17 protein-coding genes are annotated in these 15459 nt (G+C 60.2%); 11 read left to right on the forward strand and 6 right to left on the reverse strand.

Going from position 1 to position 15459, the window contains the following annotated elements:
• Both NW845_RS01020 and NW845_RS01025 read left to right on the forward strand, forming a co-directional pair.
• Positions 1 to 944: VWA domain-containing protein (locus NW845_RS01020; protein ID WP_414376383.1), on the forward strand; the 944-nt coding region annotated here is incomplete at its 5' end.
• A gap of 124 nt (positions 945 to 1068) precedes the next feature.
• Positions 1069 to 1797, forward strand: a complete 729-nt coding sequence (locus tag NW845_RS01025) for a DUF2993 domain-containing protein (protein WP_414376385.1) — start codon at positions 1069 to 1071, stop codon at positions 1795 to 1797.
• A gap of 257 nt (positions 1798 to 2054) precedes the next feature.
• Here NW845_RS01025 and NW845_RS01030 read toward each other — a convergent pair whose 3' ends face one another.
• Positions 2055 to 2471 carry a VOC family protein gene (locus NW845_RS01030; protein WP_414365820.1) on the reverse strand — a complete coding sequence of 139 codons (417 nt, stop codon included), beginning with the start codon at positions 2469 to 2471 and terminating at the stop codon, positions 2055 to 2057.
• Positions 2472 to 2646: 175 nt separating this feature from the next.
• Between NW845_RS01030 and NW845_RS01035 the strand changes: the two genes are divergently transcribed.
• The 4 genes from NW845_RS01035 (at position 2647) to NW845_RS01050 (ending at position 5899) form a co-directional block, all read left to right on the forward strand.
• On the forward strand, positions 2647 to 3675 hold the full coding sequence (locus tag NW845_RS01035) for a rod shape-determining protein (RefSeq protein ID WP_414365819.1): 1029 nt from the start codon (positions 2647 to 2649) through the stop codon (positions 3673 to 3675).
• Positions 3676 to 3791: 116 nt separating this feature from the next.
• Positions 3792 to 4514 (forward strand): rod shape-determining protein MreC, encoded by a 723-nt coding sequence (gene mreC, locus NW845_RS01040; protein ID WP_414376388.1) that lies wholly within the window; start codon positions 3792 to 3794, stop codon positions 4512 to 4514.
• The gene (mreD, locus tag NW845_RS01045) at positions 4486 to 5118 is read left to right on the forward strand and encodes a rod shape-determining protein MreD (RefSeq protein ID WP_414376391.1); all 633 of its coding nucleotides are present in this window, start codon (positions 4486 to 4488) and stop codon (positions 5116 to 5118) included. Before mreC ends, mreD begins: the two co-directional genes overlap by 29 nt.
• 553 nt (positions 5119 to 5671) lie before the next feature.
• Positions 5672 to 5899: an indolepyruvate ferredoxin oxidoreductase subunit alpha gene (locus tag NW845_RS01050; RefSeq protein WP_414365758.1), complete on the forward strand. Its 228-nt coding sequence runs from the start codon at positions 5672 to 5674 to the stop codon at positions 5897 to 5899.
• Between the two features lie 38 nt (positions 5900 to 5937).
• Here the strand turns inward: NW845_RS01050 and NW845_RS01055 are convergent, their stop codons facing one another.
• Together NW845_RS01055 and NW845_RS01060 are read right to left on the reverse strand one after the other, a co-directional pair.
• Positions 5938 to 6462 carry a YIP1 family protein gene (locus tag NW845_RS01055; protein ID WP_414365757.1) on the reverse strand — a complete coding sequence of 175 codons (525 nt, stop codon included), beginning with the start codon at positions 6460 to 6462 and terminating at the stop codon, positions 5938 to 5940.
• Positions 6463 to 6923: 461 nt separating this feature from the next.
• Entirely contained in the window at positions 6924 to 8861 is a 1938-nt protein-coding gene (locus tag NW845_RS01060; RefSeq protein ID WP_414376393.1) for a protein kinase domain-containing protein, read from the reverse strand.
• Positions 8862 to 9002: 141 nt separating this feature from the next.
• Between NW845_RS01060 and NW845_RS01065 the strand changes: the two genes are divergently transcribed.
• Positions 9003 to 9860, forward strand: coding sequence for an inositol monophosphatase family protein (locus NW845_RS01065; RefSeq protein ID WP_414376396.1), 858 nt, complete (start codon positions 9003 to 9005; stop codon positions 9858 to 9860).
• Here NW845_RS01065 and NW845_RS01070 read toward each other — a convergent pair.
• Positions 9815 to 10798: a glycosyltransferase family 2 protein gene (locus NW845_RS01070; RefSeq protein ID WP_414338203.1), complete on the reverse strand. Its 984-nt coding sequence runs from the start codon at positions 10796 to 10798 to the stop codon at positions 9815 to 9817. The two genes, NW845_RS01065 and NW845_RS01070, sit on opposite strands and share 46 nt — an antisense overlap.
• Positions 10799 to 10859: 61 nt before the next feature.
• Positions 10860 to 11927 carry a uroporphyrinogen decarboxylase gene (hemE, locus tag NW845_RS01075; protein WP_414376399.1) on the reverse strand — a complete coding sequence of 356 codons (1068 nt, stop codon included), beginning with the start codon at positions 11925 to 11927 and terminating at the stop codon, positions 10860 to 10862.
• 233 nt (positions 11928 to 12160) lie between these two features.
• On the opposite strand from hemE, the gene crtE reads away from it, so the two are divergent.
• From crtE to NW845_RS01095, 4 genes are all read left to right on the forward strand, one after another.
• Positions 12161 to 13054: a geranylgeranyl diphosphate synthase CrtE gene (gene crtE / locus NW845_RS01080; RefSeq protein WP_414376401.1), complete on the forward strand. Its 894-nt coding sequence runs from the start codon at positions 12161 to 12163 to the stop codon at positions 13052 to 13054.
• A 76-nt stretch (positions 13055 to 13130) separates the two neighbouring features.
• Positions 13131 to 13592 (forward strand): divergent PAP2 family protein, encoded by a 462-nt coding sequence (locus tag NW845_RS01085; RefSeq protein ID WP_414365752.1) that lies wholly within the window; start codon positions 13131 to 13133, stop codon positions 13590 to 13592.
• Between the two features lie 42 nt (positions 13593 to 13634).
• Complete coding sequence (locus tag NW845_RS01090; RefSeq protein ID WP_414376403.1) at positions 13635 to 14252, forward strand: hypothetical protein; 618 nt, start codon at positions 13635 to 13637, stop codon at positions 14250 to 14252.
• 31 nt (positions 14253 to 14283) lie between these two features.
• Positions 14284 to 15120 (forward strand): SirB1 family protein, encoded by an 837-nt coding sequence (locus NW845_RS01095; RefSeq protein WP_414376405.1) that lies wholly within the window; start codon positions 14284 to 14286, stop codon positions 15118 to 15120.
• A gap of 98 nt (positions 15121 to 15218) precedes the next feature.
• Here NW845_RS01095 and NW845_RS01100 read toward each other — a convergent pair whose 3' ends face one another.
• Positions 15219 to 15419, reverse strand: coding sequence for a hypothetical protein (locus tag NW845_RS01100; RefSeq protein ID WP_414365749.1), 201 nt, complete (start codon positions 15417 to 15419; stop codon positions 15219 to 15221).
• Positions 15420 to 15459: the final 40 nt, after the last annotated feature.

Raw genomic sequence — 15459 nt, forward strand, 5'->3', positions numbered from 1 at the left:
GGGGAGAAGACAGAGAAGAGACGGAACCCCAGCCGGAAAATCTCAGCCTGCCCCAGGAGTTTTTCTTCGATCCCGAACAAGTGGCCCTCGACCCGCGCCTCTTGGCCTTTGCCCAAGCGCTAAACCAACAGGGAAAAACGGGATCCCGCAGCTTGGTGTTTAGCACCGACCGGGGCCGCTACGTCAAGCCCATCCTGCCCCAGGGAGCCAACCCCCGCATCGCCGTTGACGCTACCCTGCGGGCTGCCGCCCCCTATCAGAAAAGTCGCCGCCTGCGGCAGCCGGGGCGGGCCGTCATCGTCGAGCCTGGCGACATCCGCGCCAAGAAGCTGGCCCGCAAAGCTGGAGCCTTGGTGATCTTCGTGGTGGATGCCTCTGGCTCCATGGCTCTTAACCGCATGCAGGCGGCCAAAGGCGCGGCTCTGCGCCTACTGACCGAGGCCTACCAAAACCGCGACAAGGTTGCCCTGATTGCCTTTCGCGGCGAGGCTGCCGAAGTGTTGCTGCCCCCCACCCGCTCCATCGAGCTGGCCCGCCGCCGCCTGGAATCCCTGCCCTGTGGCGGCGGATCCCCCCTGGCCCATGCTCTCACCCAAGCGGTGCGCCTGGGGGTGAACGCTCGCGCCAGTGGCGACGTGGGTCAAGTCATGCTGGTGGCCCTTACCGATGGCCGAGCTAACATCCCCCTCAGCCGCTCTCTGGGACGCAGCGAAGGCGATCCCATTGACCTGAAGCAGGAGCTGCGGGAGATCGCCCTGCGTATCCGCGCCCTGGGGTTGAAGCTGCTCTTAATCGACTCGCAGAGCCGCTTTGTAACCACTGGCTTTGGCGCCGAGCTGGCCGAGCTGGCGGGCGGACGCTACTTTCATCTGCCCCGCGCCACCGACCAGGGGATCGCAGCCGTGGCCCGCTCGGCCATGCAAGAGGGACGCCCATACCCTTGAGAGAGCAGCTCTCCCTCGGTAGGAGCTGTAACTTTTCTTAATGGTTAGTTATGATCCCTGTAGGCGCTCTCCACCTTGCCCTATGACCACAGGACTCCTGCCAGAACTGCTCCTTGAGAATCCTATGGCCGTCGACTGGGTTAGCCGGGGGGTGAGCGCAGCCATTCGCGCTCTCTTTAAGCATGCAGAGCGGTTGGAGGCGCGCGTGCGGGCAGAGCCCATTGCCAAGCTGTTGCAGGGACGCATCGACAGCTTTGAGCTGCGGGGCCAGCACCTGCAGATGTACAACGGCCTGCGGCTTTCGCTTTTGGAGCTGTTTTGCAATGCTGTGACCATCGATTTCAGCCAAATCTGGCAGGGGCGGATCAAGCTGCGGCAGCCGGTGCAGGCCACAATGCGGGTGGTGCTGAGCGAAGCGGATCTGGCGCAATCTTTCAACACCCCTTTTGTGCTGAGCAAGCTGGCCCAGGTGGGGCAGGAAGGCAAGCCTCTGTCGTTTCATCAGGTCGAGGTTCACATCACCCCAGAGCAGCGGCTGCAATTGCAGGCCAAGGTTCAGTCAGGGGGAGCAAAGCCCTTGCAGGTGGGCTTTTCCGCTCGCATTCAGGTGCTAGAACGCCGCCGCATTTGCTTTGCCGATCCCCTGTGTGAAGGCGACACAGAGGAGGGGCGGACCCTGAGCCAAGCCTTGGTGGATCACCTGAATGCGCTCCTGGATTTGGATCGGCTAGCCCTGCAAGGGAGCGAGCTGCGGGTAGATCGGGTGTGCCTACAGCCTCAACAGATGATCCTCTACGGCAGCGCTACTCTGGTGCGGTTTCCCACCCGCCAACCCCACTGGGAAAATGCTTGACAACCTTTCAGGCGGCGTGTACGCTCAAGACTGGTGAGGAGTGAAGAGAAGAAGCCTCTGGGGTCGAAACACGGACAGACGCCCAGAGGTTTTTTCATGACCTGGTTAGCCTCGACGGGGACACCGCACCCATACCTAGCCCCCGAGCTTCAACTCTTCTCAACTCAACCATAGGGGACTTTTCCCAACACGCACCTGGCACAACTTTTGCTCGGAAAGGTTCGAAAGAGTCTCCCCTGAGACTTAGGGGTCTTGGTTCAGTTGCAAGTGCCCTCCCAGGTCATCGCCTGCCAGAAGGCCGCGGAAGGTTGGTGCAATACAATGCGATTGCCATCGGGATCCTGGAAGTCCACCTCCTGGCCGTGAAAGGCCTGCCGCAAGGGCGAAACGGGGATCTGGTGCTCCGCCAACACCGCCGCTAGGGATCCGAGGCATGCCGCCAGATCCTGCACCTGCAGGCAAAGACTTACTGCCCCCGCCTGGGCGGCAAACTCTGGATGGAGACTGCGGTAGAGGCCCAGTCGCAGGCCAGGCAGGCGAAACTCCACATACACTGGCTCTCCCTCCCTGGAGAGCTGAACTTGGGGCGGGATCCCCAAGAGGGTCTGGTAAAAGTGCAACAAACGGGGCAAATTGGGGGTGGCCAAGCTCAGCAAAGCTGCAACAATCTGCATCGCAACCGGAAAAAGGAAGCTACCCATTTTAATCCCAACTTCCGCTGATGGCCAGCCCTAACTGCGCCACTCGGAAAGGGATCCCCGTGGCGGGGGAGATTCTCTCCCAGGATTGGATTATAGTAGGTACCGAGACTTGCTGCTCTTCACGAAGTAAAAACTGGAGCAACCTACCGTGGGGCTATTCAGCCGATTTTCCCGTGACATGGGCATCGATCTGGGCACGGCCAACACCCTAGTCTATGTGGCTGGCCGCGGCATTGTCCTACAGGAGCCCTCTGTTGTCGCCATCGACCAAAACACCAAACAACCGCTGGCCGTGGGGGAAGATGCCAAAAAAATGTTGGGCCGTACCCCTGGCAACATCGTGGCTGTGCGCCCTCTGCGCGATGGGGTGATCGCCGACTTCGACACGGCGGAGATGATGCTGAAGCACTTCATCCAGCGGGTGCATGGAGGTCGTTACTTGATCGCCCCGCGCATCGTTATCGGGATCCCGAGTGGGGTGACTGGCGTGGAGCGACGGGCGGTGATGGAAGCGGCCCTGCAAGCTGGCTCGCGGGAGGTATATTTGGTGGATGAGCCGGTGGCGGCAGCAATCGGAGCGGGGCTGCCGGTGCAAGAGCCCACCGGGAACATGATCATCGACATCGGCGGCGGCACCACCGAGGTGGCCGTCCTCAGCTTGCAAGGGATCGTCCTCAGCGAGTCGGTGCGGGTGGCAGGAGACGAGCTGAGCGAGGCCATTATCCAGTACATGAAAAAAGTTCACAACCTCACCATCGGGGAGCGCACTGCCGAAGAGATTAAAATTCAAATCGGCTCTGCCTACCCAATTCAAGAGGAGCTGACCATGGAAGTGCGTGGCCTCCACCTGCTCTCGGGTTTGCCCCGTACCGTTACGGTGAAGAGCACTGAGATCCGTGAGAGCATGGCCGAGCCGCTCTCGGTCATTGTGGAGGCCATCAAGCGCACCCTGGAGCGCACGCCGCCGGAATTGGCGGCAGACATTATTGACCGCGGCATTATGTTGGCGGGAGGGGGGGCGTTGCTCAAGGGGCTAGACGCCCTGATCAGCCACGAGACCGGGATCCTGGTTCACATTGCCCCGGATCCCCTCAGTTGTGTGGTGCTTGGTACAGGACGGGTTTTGGAGGACTTCAAGACCTTGGGTCGAGTCCTGAGCGGCAGCTTCAAAGGCTAGAAGCGTTTCTCTATGCGCTTCCCTAAGGATCTTAGAATCCCAAGGGCAGGTGTGAGTCGAGTGGTTCAAAGGGGTGCTGATTGAATCGGCTACACCAGTGGTGGAGGCGCCATGGTTTGGGGCTGCTCCTGTCTGCTTCGACGATAGGAGGGGCGTGGGCTTTGCGCCAGACTCAGGGATCCCTGCTGGTGGAACTGTACAGTTGGCTCACCGCACCCATCCGCCCACCTGTGAACCCTGACGCCGTACTTAGCCAGGCCGCCACCCGCGAGCTGCAGGCCCTGGTGGCCGAGCTGCAGCGTCAAAATCGCGAGCTAAAGCAACTGCTGCAGTTTACCGAGCAGATGCCCCAGGCGAGGATCCCGGCGGCAGTGGTGGGCCGCAGCGCCGATCACTGGTGGCAACAGCTCACCCTCAGCCGTGGCAGCCGACATGGGGTCAGGGTAGGAGATGTGGTCATGGCACCAGGAGGATTGGTCGGGCGGGTTGAGGCGGTAACCCCCAACACCAGCCGCGTGCTGCTGATCAGCGATCCCACCAGCCGTGTCGGGGTGATGCTCAGCCGCAGCCGGCACATGGGCATCTTGCGGGGCACCGGCACCCAGAATGCCATCTTGGATTTTTTCGATAAGGATCCCAAAGTGGAAGTGGGGGATGTGGTGGTAACTTCGGGCCTAAGCAGCTTCTACCCGGCGGGAGTTGTGGTGGGAACGATTCGAGCCATCAACCTGGATGCCAGCCCTGCCCCACAAGCCACTGTTGAACTGTCGGCGCCCCTGGGCCTCTTGGAGTGGGCCTTGATTTACCGCTATGCTCAACCTTCTGCTTCTCAACCTTAAGTCTCGCCTCAATTGGCTGGTCACCGCCTTGTCGGGGCTGTTGGCGGTGGTGGCCCCTTGGTGGCGGGGGCCAGGCTTGGAGCTGGCGGGCTTAACCCCCGACTGGCCCCTGATCTGGGTGGTGTGCTGGAGCGTGCGGCGCAAGGCTTGGCAGGGGGCTGTTGCCGGGATTACATTGGGTTTTCTGCAGGATGCCCTGACCAGCCCTTATCCTACCCATGCTCTGGGGTTGGCAGTGGTCGGGATCCTCACGGCCAAGTTGCAGAAACAGCGCTACATGCAAGAGGACTTCATCTCTGTGGCTTTGATCGTCTTCGGCATGGTGGTGATTGCCGAGACGCTGATGGCACTGCAATGGATGTGGTTGACGGCCTCTCAGGGATCCGCTGGCCTCGAGCCAGCGGAAATGGTAAATTGGCTAGATGGGTTGGCGAACTCCTCGCCCGCTGCCGGTGCTATTGGCGGCAATGGTCCACGTTCTCTGGAGAGCATCTGGTGGAACCATCAGCGCAATGCTCTCACGTCGGCTATTCTAAGCAGCCTGTGGGCCCCCGTTCTCTATTGGCCCCTCAGCCGTTGGTGGCAATCTCAAGAAGAGAGCTAGCTGCAGGTTCTGGGGCCAGCGCTCTGCATTCTCCAAGCCAGCATTCCCCACAGCCGCTGCCGGGCTCGATGGGACATCAGTTGCACAGCCACTATTCCAAACGGCGGCGAAACTGCTCCTTGCCCTAGCCCCTACTTCCTCTCTCCCTGGGAGAGGGGCCGAACTTGGGTGGGGGCTTGTAGTCGCTCTCAGAGGGATCCATTTTCGCGTGAACGACTCCCGACACTCATCTTCGTTGAGTCAACACAAGAGTACGGGCTTCACGCTTCACAAACTTGTTGGTACAGAGGTCTTGGCGTGCTGGCACCGTGCAACCCACGGCGGGAAACTCTCCGGAGATTGAACTTAATCCCCTCAATTGAAGCACAAACGGCTTTCATCCCGACACTGATTGGCTCTTGAGTCAACACAATTCACCCATACAGTGTGGGGCTTCCCGCCGATTAAGCTAAAATGACGAAGCCCTCTGCCGCCCACTGCCAACGATCCAACAGACTCTGGGTCAAGCGGATGGGAAGGTGTTGAGGTTGACTCGATTTAGTGAGAGGGATCCATGCCCCATACCATCGTCACCGATATTTGTGAAGGCGTTGCCGACTGTGTGGAGGCCTGCCCCGTCGCCTGCATTCACCCTGGGGACGGCAAAAATGCCAAAGGCACCGACTACTTTTGGATCGACTTTGCCACCTGCATTGACTGTGGCATCTGTCTTCAGGTTTGCCCTGTGGAAGGTGCGATTCTGCCAGAGGAAAAGCCGCACCTGCAGCGAGTGCCCAGCTAGCCGGGCGGGCTGCTTCTTCCTAATTTTGCAATTGCCTTTCAGCCCAGAGAAGCCAAAGCCACAACGGCGCTGCTCAACCAGTTCAAGGACAGGAGCCCGCCCAGGAAGGCCAACGGGATCAGGCCCGCCAGTCGCCACCACTCCAGATCCAGCGCCACTGCTGCCGCCCGCACCTGCCAAACCACAAACCACAACAGCGCCCCTAACCCGAGCAGGGATCCGGCCACCCCGCCTAGGGATTGGGCAGGTCCCAGCAGCAGCCAGGGCAAGCTAGCAAAGCCCGTCAGGCAGAGGAGCGCTGCAAAAGAAGGGGCAGCCCGCCCAAAACAAAAGGCCAGCGCCTGCAGCAAAGCCGCCAGGCTTACCCATCCCAGGGAGCCTGCCAGTAGCGCCAGCACCATGCTCGGCAGGTTTACCCCAAAGCGACGCACAGCCTCGAGAATGTTGAGCAGCGCCACCACCCCAAAAGCTTGCCAGAGAACAGGCTGTTGCCGCAGCGAGCGGAAGGTGCGCTCCGGCAGAAACCAAGCGCCGTAAATATTGTCCAACAGAGAGTCGAGCATGGCCGGCAAAAAGTCGGGCTGCCTTCCTATCCTAGCCGAAGGACAAAAGGGCTCCTGCAAAGCCAAGCAAGCAAATGCCGGTCCCGTCCTTGGCAAATCCCTGATGAGCACTTGACAAGCACGGCCCGCAGATGCGGTATGATGGGCTAAGGATTCTGAGGCGTTGGTGACTGCCGTTACGTTTTTGCGATCGATACCCTTCGACAATTAGGACGGGTGTGGATGTGAGAGCAGTAAGCCAAACTCGATTTGGAAACTATCGATAGTCATCCCCGATGTCCTACACTGGCTTTTCCAGGTCGAAAACCACGGTAAAACGGCGCAATAGTATCCTCAAGAAGGCTCTCGCGAGAGGGCCTTCTTGCTCTTAATGGCTGCAGGGGATCCCTGGTCAGGTAAGTTTTGAGGGGAGCTGAGGTGGTGTGGGATGGGGGTTAGGCGGCCTGTTGTTTGGTCTGTGGTCAATTTTGAACGGCAGGGATGCGGCGCCAATTGAGGTTGGAAAGCACCAGGGCGCTGAGGGGACGGGTGTGGACCAGCAGCCCGGCAAGGAGCAGCAGCCAAGGGCTCAAGGCAGAGCCGGCCAGCAGCCAATGGATGAGCAGAGCTGCCCCTCCCCCTTCTACCCCTGCCGCCAAGACCCAGGCCCAGGCGACTTTCCCGTGCCGGGACAGGAGGATCCCTTGCAATCCACCGACGCCAAGCCCCACCAGCAAGCCACGCAGCGGGCTGGCCATCGCTTGCAAGGCGTTCTGTGGCCAGGGATCCCTGGGATCGAAAGCGAAGGTTGCCACCCCCACCTGAGGGGCCAGGGTGTCTGCTGCCACCCAGCCCAAAGCCGTGGCCAGTAGCGTGGCCGCCACCCACCGCCAAGAAACCTGCCGTCGCAATACCGCCCACTGGAGTAGCCCCATTCCCAAGCCAAGGCTGGCCCCAGCCACCGCTCCTTGGAGCGAACCCAAAGCAGCTAGGAGGGGAGCTGCCGCCCCCAGCCCCAGATAGCCAATCCCAGCCGCCGCCCAATTGGCCAGGAGCCAGACCAGGGCCAATCCTTTGCTCTGGCGGGGCTTGCCTGAGGTGGGGAGGGTGGGCTTCGGGTGGGGGCTAACCTGTTCCTGGCCGACCTGCTGTTCAACCTCGCGCAGGCCCTGTTCTGCCGAGGGGTTGCCCGGCTCCAGCCGCAGCACTCCTTGATAGTCCATCTGGGCAAGGCCCCAATGGCCCTGCCGCTGGTGGGCCAGGCCGCGGTACAGATAGTAGCGGGCTTCGTTGGGGGCGCTCTGGATCAGCTCGTTGAGCAGGTGGACGGCCATTTTGTATTCGCCTGCCTCGATCAAATGCACCGCCCGCTGGAGCTTTTCCGCCTCAGCTTCCGACGCAGCCGCCTGCTGGGTAACCTGCTGGCCAAACCCCGCAGGGATCCGCTGAAGAGAAACCTGTTGAGGAGGAGCCGAGGAGGCGGGAGGCGGGATCTGATCCCCATAGACGGCTCGGAGCTGCTGGGCCAGCTCCTCCATGGTGGCTGGGCGAAGGGCAGGGTCTTTCTCCAAGCAACGCAGCACCACCCTTTCCAGAGCCTCAGGGATGGGGTGGGGCAGCGGATGGTCTTGAAAGGGGCGGGGCTGTTGGAAGTTGTGGACGTGGTACCAGCCCTGCAGGGTATCAGTCTCCGGCTCAAAGGGCAGGGCACCGGTTAACAGCTCGTACAGCACCACCCCCAGCGAATAGATGTCGGAGCGGGCATCCAGCTTCTCTCCCCGCATCTGCTCTGGGGAAGCATAGACCATCGTGCCCAAAAAATACCCGGTTTGTGTCAGGCCACGGGAGGTCTCTCCCATGAGCTTGGAAATGCCGAAGTCCAGGATCTTGACCCGTTCCTTGCCGTCGGGCCCTTTTTGCACAAAGATGTTGCTGGGCTTGATATCGCGGTGGATGACCCCTCGAATCGAGTGTTTGCCCAGATCCATGTGAAAGTTGTGGGCGTGGTGCAGGGCCGAGCAAATTTGCAATGCCAAGTTCACCACCCGCTCTGGGCGCAAGGGGCCTTCCCGTGCCAACACATAGTCCAACCCCTGGCCGGTGTAGGGTTGGGCATTCAGGTACTCCATCACCAGGTAGGGCTGGTTTTGGTAGAGGCCATAGGAGCGCACCTGCACAATGTTGGGGTGCTCGCCCAACAGAGCGCTGACCCTGGCCTCGTCCAGGAAGCGCTGCTGCAGTTGCTGGTAATACTCCGGCTCCATGTCTGGCGGCGGCGGGCGCAACAACTTGACGGCCACCGGCTCGTCATTCAACTGGGTATCCACCGCCTCGAACACATTGCCATAGCCACCCTCGCTGATGTGGTGGGTCAGTCGGTAGCGGTTGCCGATCAGTTGTCCAATGAGGCGCTGGTTCATGGAGGAGGACGGCCAGCCGAGGAGAGGACTTACCTAAATGATTCTAGTCAGCTTGAGGGCGCAAGACCTGTTGGTGAGGGATCCGCTACCATTGCCAACCTTTTTCGCCCCAAAAGCTGGGGATCCCGCTAGGATTGGGGCATGGGTGCTCTTTGTGAAACCGCCTCTCCTTCCCCCTTCTGGCTGGAGGTTACCGAGTTTGCCTTGCAGGCCACGGCAAAGGTCGGATCGCAGCTCTTGGCAGACTTTGGCCAGGCCTCCTCTACAGAAAAAGCGGACGGCAGCTTGGTAACCGCTTCTGACAAATGGGCAGATGACACCTTTCAAAAGGCAATTGCCGCGGCCTATCCGGCTCACGGCTACCTGAGCGAGGAGTCCAACCACATTTTCCCGGAGAAAGAGTGGTGCTGGGTGGTGGATCCCTTGGATGGCACCACCAATTTTGCCCGCGGGCTCCCCATCTGGGGCAGCTCGCTGGCGCTGTTGCACTGGGGCGTGCCCGTGTTTGGCTGTGTGCATCTGCCGCCCATCCGCCAGACTTTTTACGGCTACTGGCCTCAGTTTGCGGGCGATGCGCCGGCAGGAGCTTTTCTCATCCGCCACGACCGGGATCCCGTTCTTCCTCAGCCCATCCACCCCAGCACCGCCCCACCCGGCCCCAACCAACTGTTTAATTTTTGCTCCCGCAGCAGCCACTGGATTAGCCCGCGATTTCCCTGCAAAGCGCGGATGTTGGGGGGCGCTGCCTACAACCTGCTGGCGGTGGCCAGCGGCAGCCTTTTGGGAGCAGTAGAACGCTCACCCAAGATCTGGGATGTGGCGGCGGTGTGGGCCATCGTCAAGGGGGCCGGCGCCGTTTGGGAGCCCCTTGGCCCTGCTGACCCGGATCCCGGAAGGCCGTTGATCCCCGGCAAGGACTATGGCCGGCTGACCTATCCGACGCTGGTGAGCGCTCAGGACAGGTGGATCCCGCTATTTCGGGCTTTCATTGCTCTGTAGCTCTCGTAAACCGCCTGGACGTTGTACCAGTTGAGGAAGCAAACCCGACACAGCTCCAAGGCCAACTGCGAGCGGCCTTGCCGGATCAACCAGCGCAGCAGCGGCTCTAGCCGCTTCTCGTTCAGCCAGCCCCCCAGCGACAGCAGGCCCCATAGGCATTGATGCAGAGGCGTCAGTTGGATCATCAGGCGCACGGCCCAAGTGGGGTGCTTTTGGTAAAAGAGGATGCCCATGCGGCCCCGCTGCCGCTCCCGCTCGATGAGGGCTGGGATTTGCGCTAGCTCGAAGGGCGGATGCCAGTGGTAGCCGGTGGCCTGGGGGCACTTGACCAGGCGCAGGCCCAGGTGCTTCAGCCGCACCCCCAGCTCCAGGTCTTCCCAGCCGTAGAGGTGAAACCGCTCGTCAAAGGGGCCGGCAGGGGTTTCACAAGCCCGCTCCAGCCAATGGCGGGCGATGGCCACATTGCCGGTGGCAAAGAAGGCTGCCGAAAAATCGGTGGGCTTGAAGGGCTCGGAGCAGGGATCCTGGAAATTGCAGGTGTTGATCACCCGCCCATAGGTGAAGACCTTGGCTTCCTGGAGCGAACTGGGATCCCCCTTGACGCCGTGTCGCCGCAGCATCTGGGCATGAGCGGCCAAGAAATGATCCACCACCACCAGGTCGCTGTCGATAAAAACAATGATGGATCCCTGGGCATGGCGAAACCCCAGGTTGCGGGCGGCAGCAGGGCCGCGGTGTTCTTGGCACAAAAGCTTTATCGGCGGCAAATCTGGCGGCTGGCTCTGCAGCCATTCCACCGTGCCGTCGGTGGAGCCGTCGTCCACCACCACCACCTCGTAGCCGTCGTAGGGGCCAGGCTGCTGCTGGGCCAAAGCCTGCAGACATTTCTGCAAGATGGGACGGCGGTTGTAGGTGGGGATGATGACGCTGATGTACACCGGGGATCCCTGGCTCTTAAGGCAAACCCTACTCCTAGAGTCAAGGGGTTTTTCTATACGGCTAGAGAGCTTTGAGCAGCTCTGCCGATTGGCGCACCGTCTCGAAAAAGTGATGGACATTGGCCTCCGGAGTGGTGTGGTGCACGCCGTGGCCCAGGTTCATGATGTGGCCGCGGGGTCCCGCCTTTTGAATCACCTCCAGGGTGCGCTGCCGGATGAATTCCGGGGATCCCAGCAACACCATCGGGTCGAGATTGCCCTGCACCGCCAGGGATCCCAGGCGGGCCCTGGCCTCGGCCATGTCACTCATCCAATCGAGGCTGAAGACATCGATGCCAGCTTTGCCCACCCGCTCCAACAAAGCGGCGCTGCCGTTGATGTAGAGAATGAGCGGCACCTGCGGATACCGAGCTTTCACCTGATCCACAATTTGCTTTTGGTAGGGCAAGGCCCAAGCTTCGTAATCGCCGGGGCTGAGCTGGCCGGCCCAGGTGTCAAACAACTGCACCACCTGGGCACCGCACTCGATCTGGTAGATCACGTAGCGGGCAATGCTATCCGCCAGCTTGCTCAGCAACTGATGCAACATCTGCGGCTGAGTGAAGGCCAGGCTCTTGATATGGGCATAGTCTTTGGAGCTGCGGCCCTCTACGGCGTAGCAGGCCAAGGTCCAAGGGGAGCCGACAAAGCCCAGCAGCGTTGCCTTCCCTTCCACCTCGCGGCGCAAGGTGCTGAGTATGGCCTTGATAAAGGGCAGGCTTTCTTCCGGCTCTAAGAGACGGATTTGGTCGATTTGGGCCTGGGAGCGGATTGGCGGGTCGATGATCGGCCCCTGCTGCTCCACCAGCTCAAAGGGGATCCCCATGCCCTCAAGGGGGGTGAGGATGTCGCTGAACATAATGACACCGTCGGGGGCAAAGGCGCGAAACGGCTGCAACGAGATCTCAATCGCCAGCTCCGGGATCTCGCAGCGCTGCTTGAAGGTGTATTTGCTCTGCAGCTCACGGTAGACTGCCATGTAGCGCCCCGCCTGGCGCATCATCCAAACCGGAGGACGATCCAGCACCTCCCCACGGGCCGCCCGCAGCAGACGGTCGCCATCGCCAAGCTGAGCAGATGAGTGGGACATAAGAAGACCAAGCCGGCTGAAGATCCTTAATGCATCCTGACATTGGGGGGACGGCTAGCGCAAGCTTGCGGCCCTTCCTCCTGACACTTTCCTTAGGGGTTGCAACTTGCTGTCACCGGCTGAGGAAGGCAGATCCCGACCTAGAGTGGACATGAGATAATGTCAGCTTGCAAGCCTGTTGTAGAACTACTCGACAGGGATCCCCCCATTGCCGAGTTGAGAGGAAACCCCGCTTGGTTGCCCAAACCTTTGACCTGAAAGTCTATCTGAGCCAGCGTCAGCAACAGGTGGAAGAGGCGCTTTCTGCAGCTCTGGCTCCCGCCTATCCGGAGCGCATTTACGAGGCGATGCGCTACAGCCTGCTGGCGGGGGGAAAACGCCTGAGGCCGATCCTCTGTCTGGCGGCCTGTGAGTTGGCCGGCGGCTCCGTGGAGCAGGCCCTGCCCACTGCCTGCGCCCTGGAGATGATCCACACCATGTCGTTGATCCACGACGACCTGCCGGCCATGGACAACGACGATTTTCGCCGCGGCAAACCCACCAACCACAAGGTGTTCGGCGAGGATATCGCCATTTTGGCAGGAGATGCCCTGCTGGCCTATGCCTTTGAGCATATCGCCAGCCAAACGCGGGGGGTGCCGCCGCAGCTGGTGCTGCAAGTCATTGCCCGTATTGGCCACGCAGCGGCAGCAACCGGCTTGGTGGGGGGCCAGGTGGTGGATTTGGAGTCGGAGGGCAAAGCCATTTCCCTAGAAACTTTGGAGTACATCCACAGGCACAAGACGGGTGCTCTGCTGGAGGCCTCGGTGGTTTCAGGAGGGATCCTGGCAGGCGCAGACGAGGAGCTGCTGGCCCGCCTGGGCCACTACGCCCGCGACATCGGCCTGGCTTTTCAGATTGTGGACGACATTTTGGATATCACTGCCACCAGCGAGCAACTGGGCAAAACGGCAGGTAAGGATCAAGCTGCCGCCAAAGCCACCTACCCCAGCTTGTTGGGCCTGGAGGCTTCCCGGCAGAAAGCCGAGGAGCTGATCCAATCGGCCAAGGAGGCGTTACGCCCCTACGGATCCCGGGCCGAGCCACTGTTGGCCCTGGCGGATTTCATCACCCGCCGTCAGCATTAAGACAAGAGGACAAGACAGATGGGATCCCTGTCCCCCTGTTAAAGACCCTGGTCGTGTTCCAGTGCCGGAGAGCCCTATGCTGCAGCAGTTGATGGCCAACCACGTCCTCTGGGTTGCTCTGCTGGCCAGTGTCTTGGCCCAGGCCATCAAGCTGATCCTGGCCTATGTGCGTTCGGGCAAGCTCAACCTGCGGGTTTTGGTGGAGACGGGGGGGATGCCCAGCTCCCACGCAGCGCTGGTGACGGCTTTGGCCGTGGGAGTGGGGCTGGAGGAAGGTTGGGACAGTCTGCTGTTTGCGGCAACGGTGGTTTTTGCTTTGGTGGTGATGTATGATGCTGCCGGGATCCGCCAGGCTGCCGGCAAGCAGGCGCGGGTGCTGAACCGTCTCCTGGAAGAATGGTTTGAGGAGAAGGGTGCAGATCGCTTCCAGGAGCCCTACTTGAGGGAGTTGCTGGGCCATACGCCCGTCCAGGTGATCGCCGGAGCAGCCCTGGGGGCAGCCTGTATCACGTTATCTTTTGCCCTGGGAATCACCTGAACGCAATTGGGGCATGCTAGAGCAGGAGCATCACCGGTGGTTATGGCCTCCAGTTCTCAACCTCGTCCGATCCAACGCTGCCCCGCCTGTGGCAAGCCTATCCCGGCCTATCGATATAAGTCTCCCTACTGCGACCACTGCGGCTGGCGGGCGGCCTCAGGCGGGCAAACCGCTCAAAAAGGCGGACCTGGGGGCCAGAGAGCCAGAGCTCAGGGGAATAAGATTCAGCAACACCTGCAGCGCCTCAGCCTGCCCCCTCTGTTGCAGCCGCTGTTGAAGTTCGACTTTTACCTCTATCTGGGCTGGGGGATCAGCCCTTTGTTTCCGCTAGTGGTGGAGCGACCACTGCTGGCCGAATCCAACTATCTGTTGCTGATCCCGCTTCTGTTGAGCTGGGGGCTGCTCTATCTGGCGGTGCGGGATCTGCCCTTGCCCCAGGACTTGCGGCTGCCGCGGCTGCTGCTGGATGTGGCGTTTATCCTGCTGCCCTTCTTCCAAAAAATCAACGTCTCCAAGGCCCCTAACCGACCCTACTGGAATGCTCTGCTCATCTGGGTCATCGGGACTCTCCTACTTGCCGCTGTGGGGCTTTGGAGCTTTAGCCTGCTTCTGACGGCGTTGACGCTGCTGTTGACCAGCTTCTGCACGCTCCTGTTCTAGCCGAGATGGTCGCCGAAAACTCCAGCCTCCCATGAGCATTCCTGCCGCCCGCCAACGCTTCATCCAGGAAATTCAATCAGATTCCATCGATCTGGGCCGAGCGGCCCTCTGGATTGCTCAGGAAGTCTATCCCGACTTGGATGTAGAAGAGTATTTGGCCGCTTTGGATGAGATGGCCGCAGAAGTGCAAGAGCGTCTTCCTCCCGAGCGCTACCCCCTGCGCGTCATCCGGATTTTAAATCACTATCTCTTTGAAGATCTGGGCTTTCGTGGCAACAGCGAAGACTATTACGATCCGCGCAACAGCTTTTTAAACGAGGTGATCGATCGGCGTACCGGTATCCCGATTACTCTTTCTCTAATCTATCTAGAGCTGGCGCGGCGGATCGATTTTCCCATGGCAGGGGTGGGCATGCCCGGTCACTTTTTGGTGCGGCCCTTGTTTGCAGACGCGGAGATTTTTGTGGATCCCTTTCATCAAGGGCAGATTTTGTTTCCGCAAGACTGTCAAGAGCGGCTGGCCCAAATCTATGGGCTCGGGATCCCTCTACAAGATCATCATCTCCGCCCCACTCCTCCTCGCCTAATCTTGGTGCGGCTGCTCAACAATCTTAGGCAGATTTACCTGAGCCGCGCCCAGCTAGAGCTTGCCTTGGCAGCAGTGGAGCGCATCTTGTTATTGATCCCAGAGTCCTTGCCCCACCTGAGGGATCGAGGCTTGCTCTGCTACCAGTTGGGGCGTTGGCAGCAGGCCCGTCAGGATCTGAGGCACTATCTCAAGCAGGCACCTTTCCACCCAGAGCTCAGCCACCCCGACGAGCGTTTAATCCGAGAGATCCTGCAAAGGCTAGAAGCTTACTCTGACTAAGGTCGGGTGCAACAATTGTTCGAAAAAATCCTCCCATCGAACGATTAGTTGATTACCTAGGCAATATGGGCCTCAGCCAAGAGCTCACCTCGCCATCCTTAAGCAGCGCTGGGGCCCTTGCAAGAGTCTGAAGCGGCTTTCACTTCCTGACGAAGAATTGCCTCTACCAGCTCATCTAGAGCTTCCAAATCAGATAGACTGTAGCCTTTTTCCCAAAGGATTTTGTTGATGGTCAACTCCTGCTGTAGCGTCAGGGTCGAGGATTGTAAGACCTCACTAACGATCTCGCGAATGCTCATTACAACCTCACGATCTCAAAAGAGAATTTATTATCTTAGC

The sequence above is a fragment of the Synechococcus sp. H60.2 genome, assembly GCF_047462315.1.
In the GTDB taxonomy this organism is placed as follows: Bacteria; Cyanobacteriota; Cyanobacteriia; order Thermostichales; family Thermostichaceae; genus Thermostichus.

Coding starts and splice junctions, on each gene's coding strand:
- NW845_RS01095 (WP_414376405.1), top strand. CDS start 14,284: ATGAGCATTCCTGCCGCCCGCCAACGCTTCATCCAGGAAATTCAATCA.
- NW845_RS01090 (WP_414376403.1), top strand. CDS start 13,635: ATGGCCTCCAGTTCTCAACCTCGTCCGATCCAACGCTGCCCCGCCTGT.
- mreD (WP_414376391.1), top strand. CDS start 4,486: ATGCTCAACCTTCTGCTTCTCAACCTTAAGTCTCGCCTCAATTGGCTG.
- hemE (WP_414376399.1), bottom strand. CDS start 11,927: ATGTCCCACTCATCTGCTCAGCTTGGCGATGGCGACCGTCTGCTGCGG.
- NW845_RS01100 (WP_414365749.1), bottom strand. CDS start 15,419: ATGAGCATTCGCGAGATCGTTAGTGAGGTCTTACAATCCTCGACCCTG.
- NW845_RS01065 (WP_414376396.1), top strand. CDS start 9,003: ATGGGTGCTCTTTGTGAAACCGCCTCTCCTTCCCCCTTCTGGCTGGAG.
- NW845_RS01085 (WP_414365752.1), top strand. CDS start 13,131: ATGCTGCAGCAGTTGATGGCCAACCACGTCCTCTGGGTTGCTCTGCTG.
- NW845_RS01030 (WP_414365820.1), bottom strand. CDS start 2,471: ATGCAGATTGTTGCAGCTTTGCTGAGCTTGGCCACCCCCAATTTGCCC.
- NW845_RS01050 (WP_414365758.1), top strand. CDS start 5,672: ATGCCCCATACCATCGTCACCGATATTTGTGAAGGCGTTGCCGACTGT.
- NW845_RS01060 (WP_414376393.1), bottom strand. CDS start 8,861: ATGAACCAGCGCCTCATTGGACAACTGATCGGCAACCGCTACCGACTG.
- NW845_RS01055 (WP_414365757.1), bottom strand. CDS start 6,462: ATGCTCGACTCTCTGTTGGACAATATTTACGGCGCTTGGTTTCTGCCG.
- NW845_RS01025 (WP_414376385.1), top strand. CDS start 1,069: ATGGCCGTCGACTGGGTTAGCCGGGGGGTGAGCGCAGCCATTCGCGCT.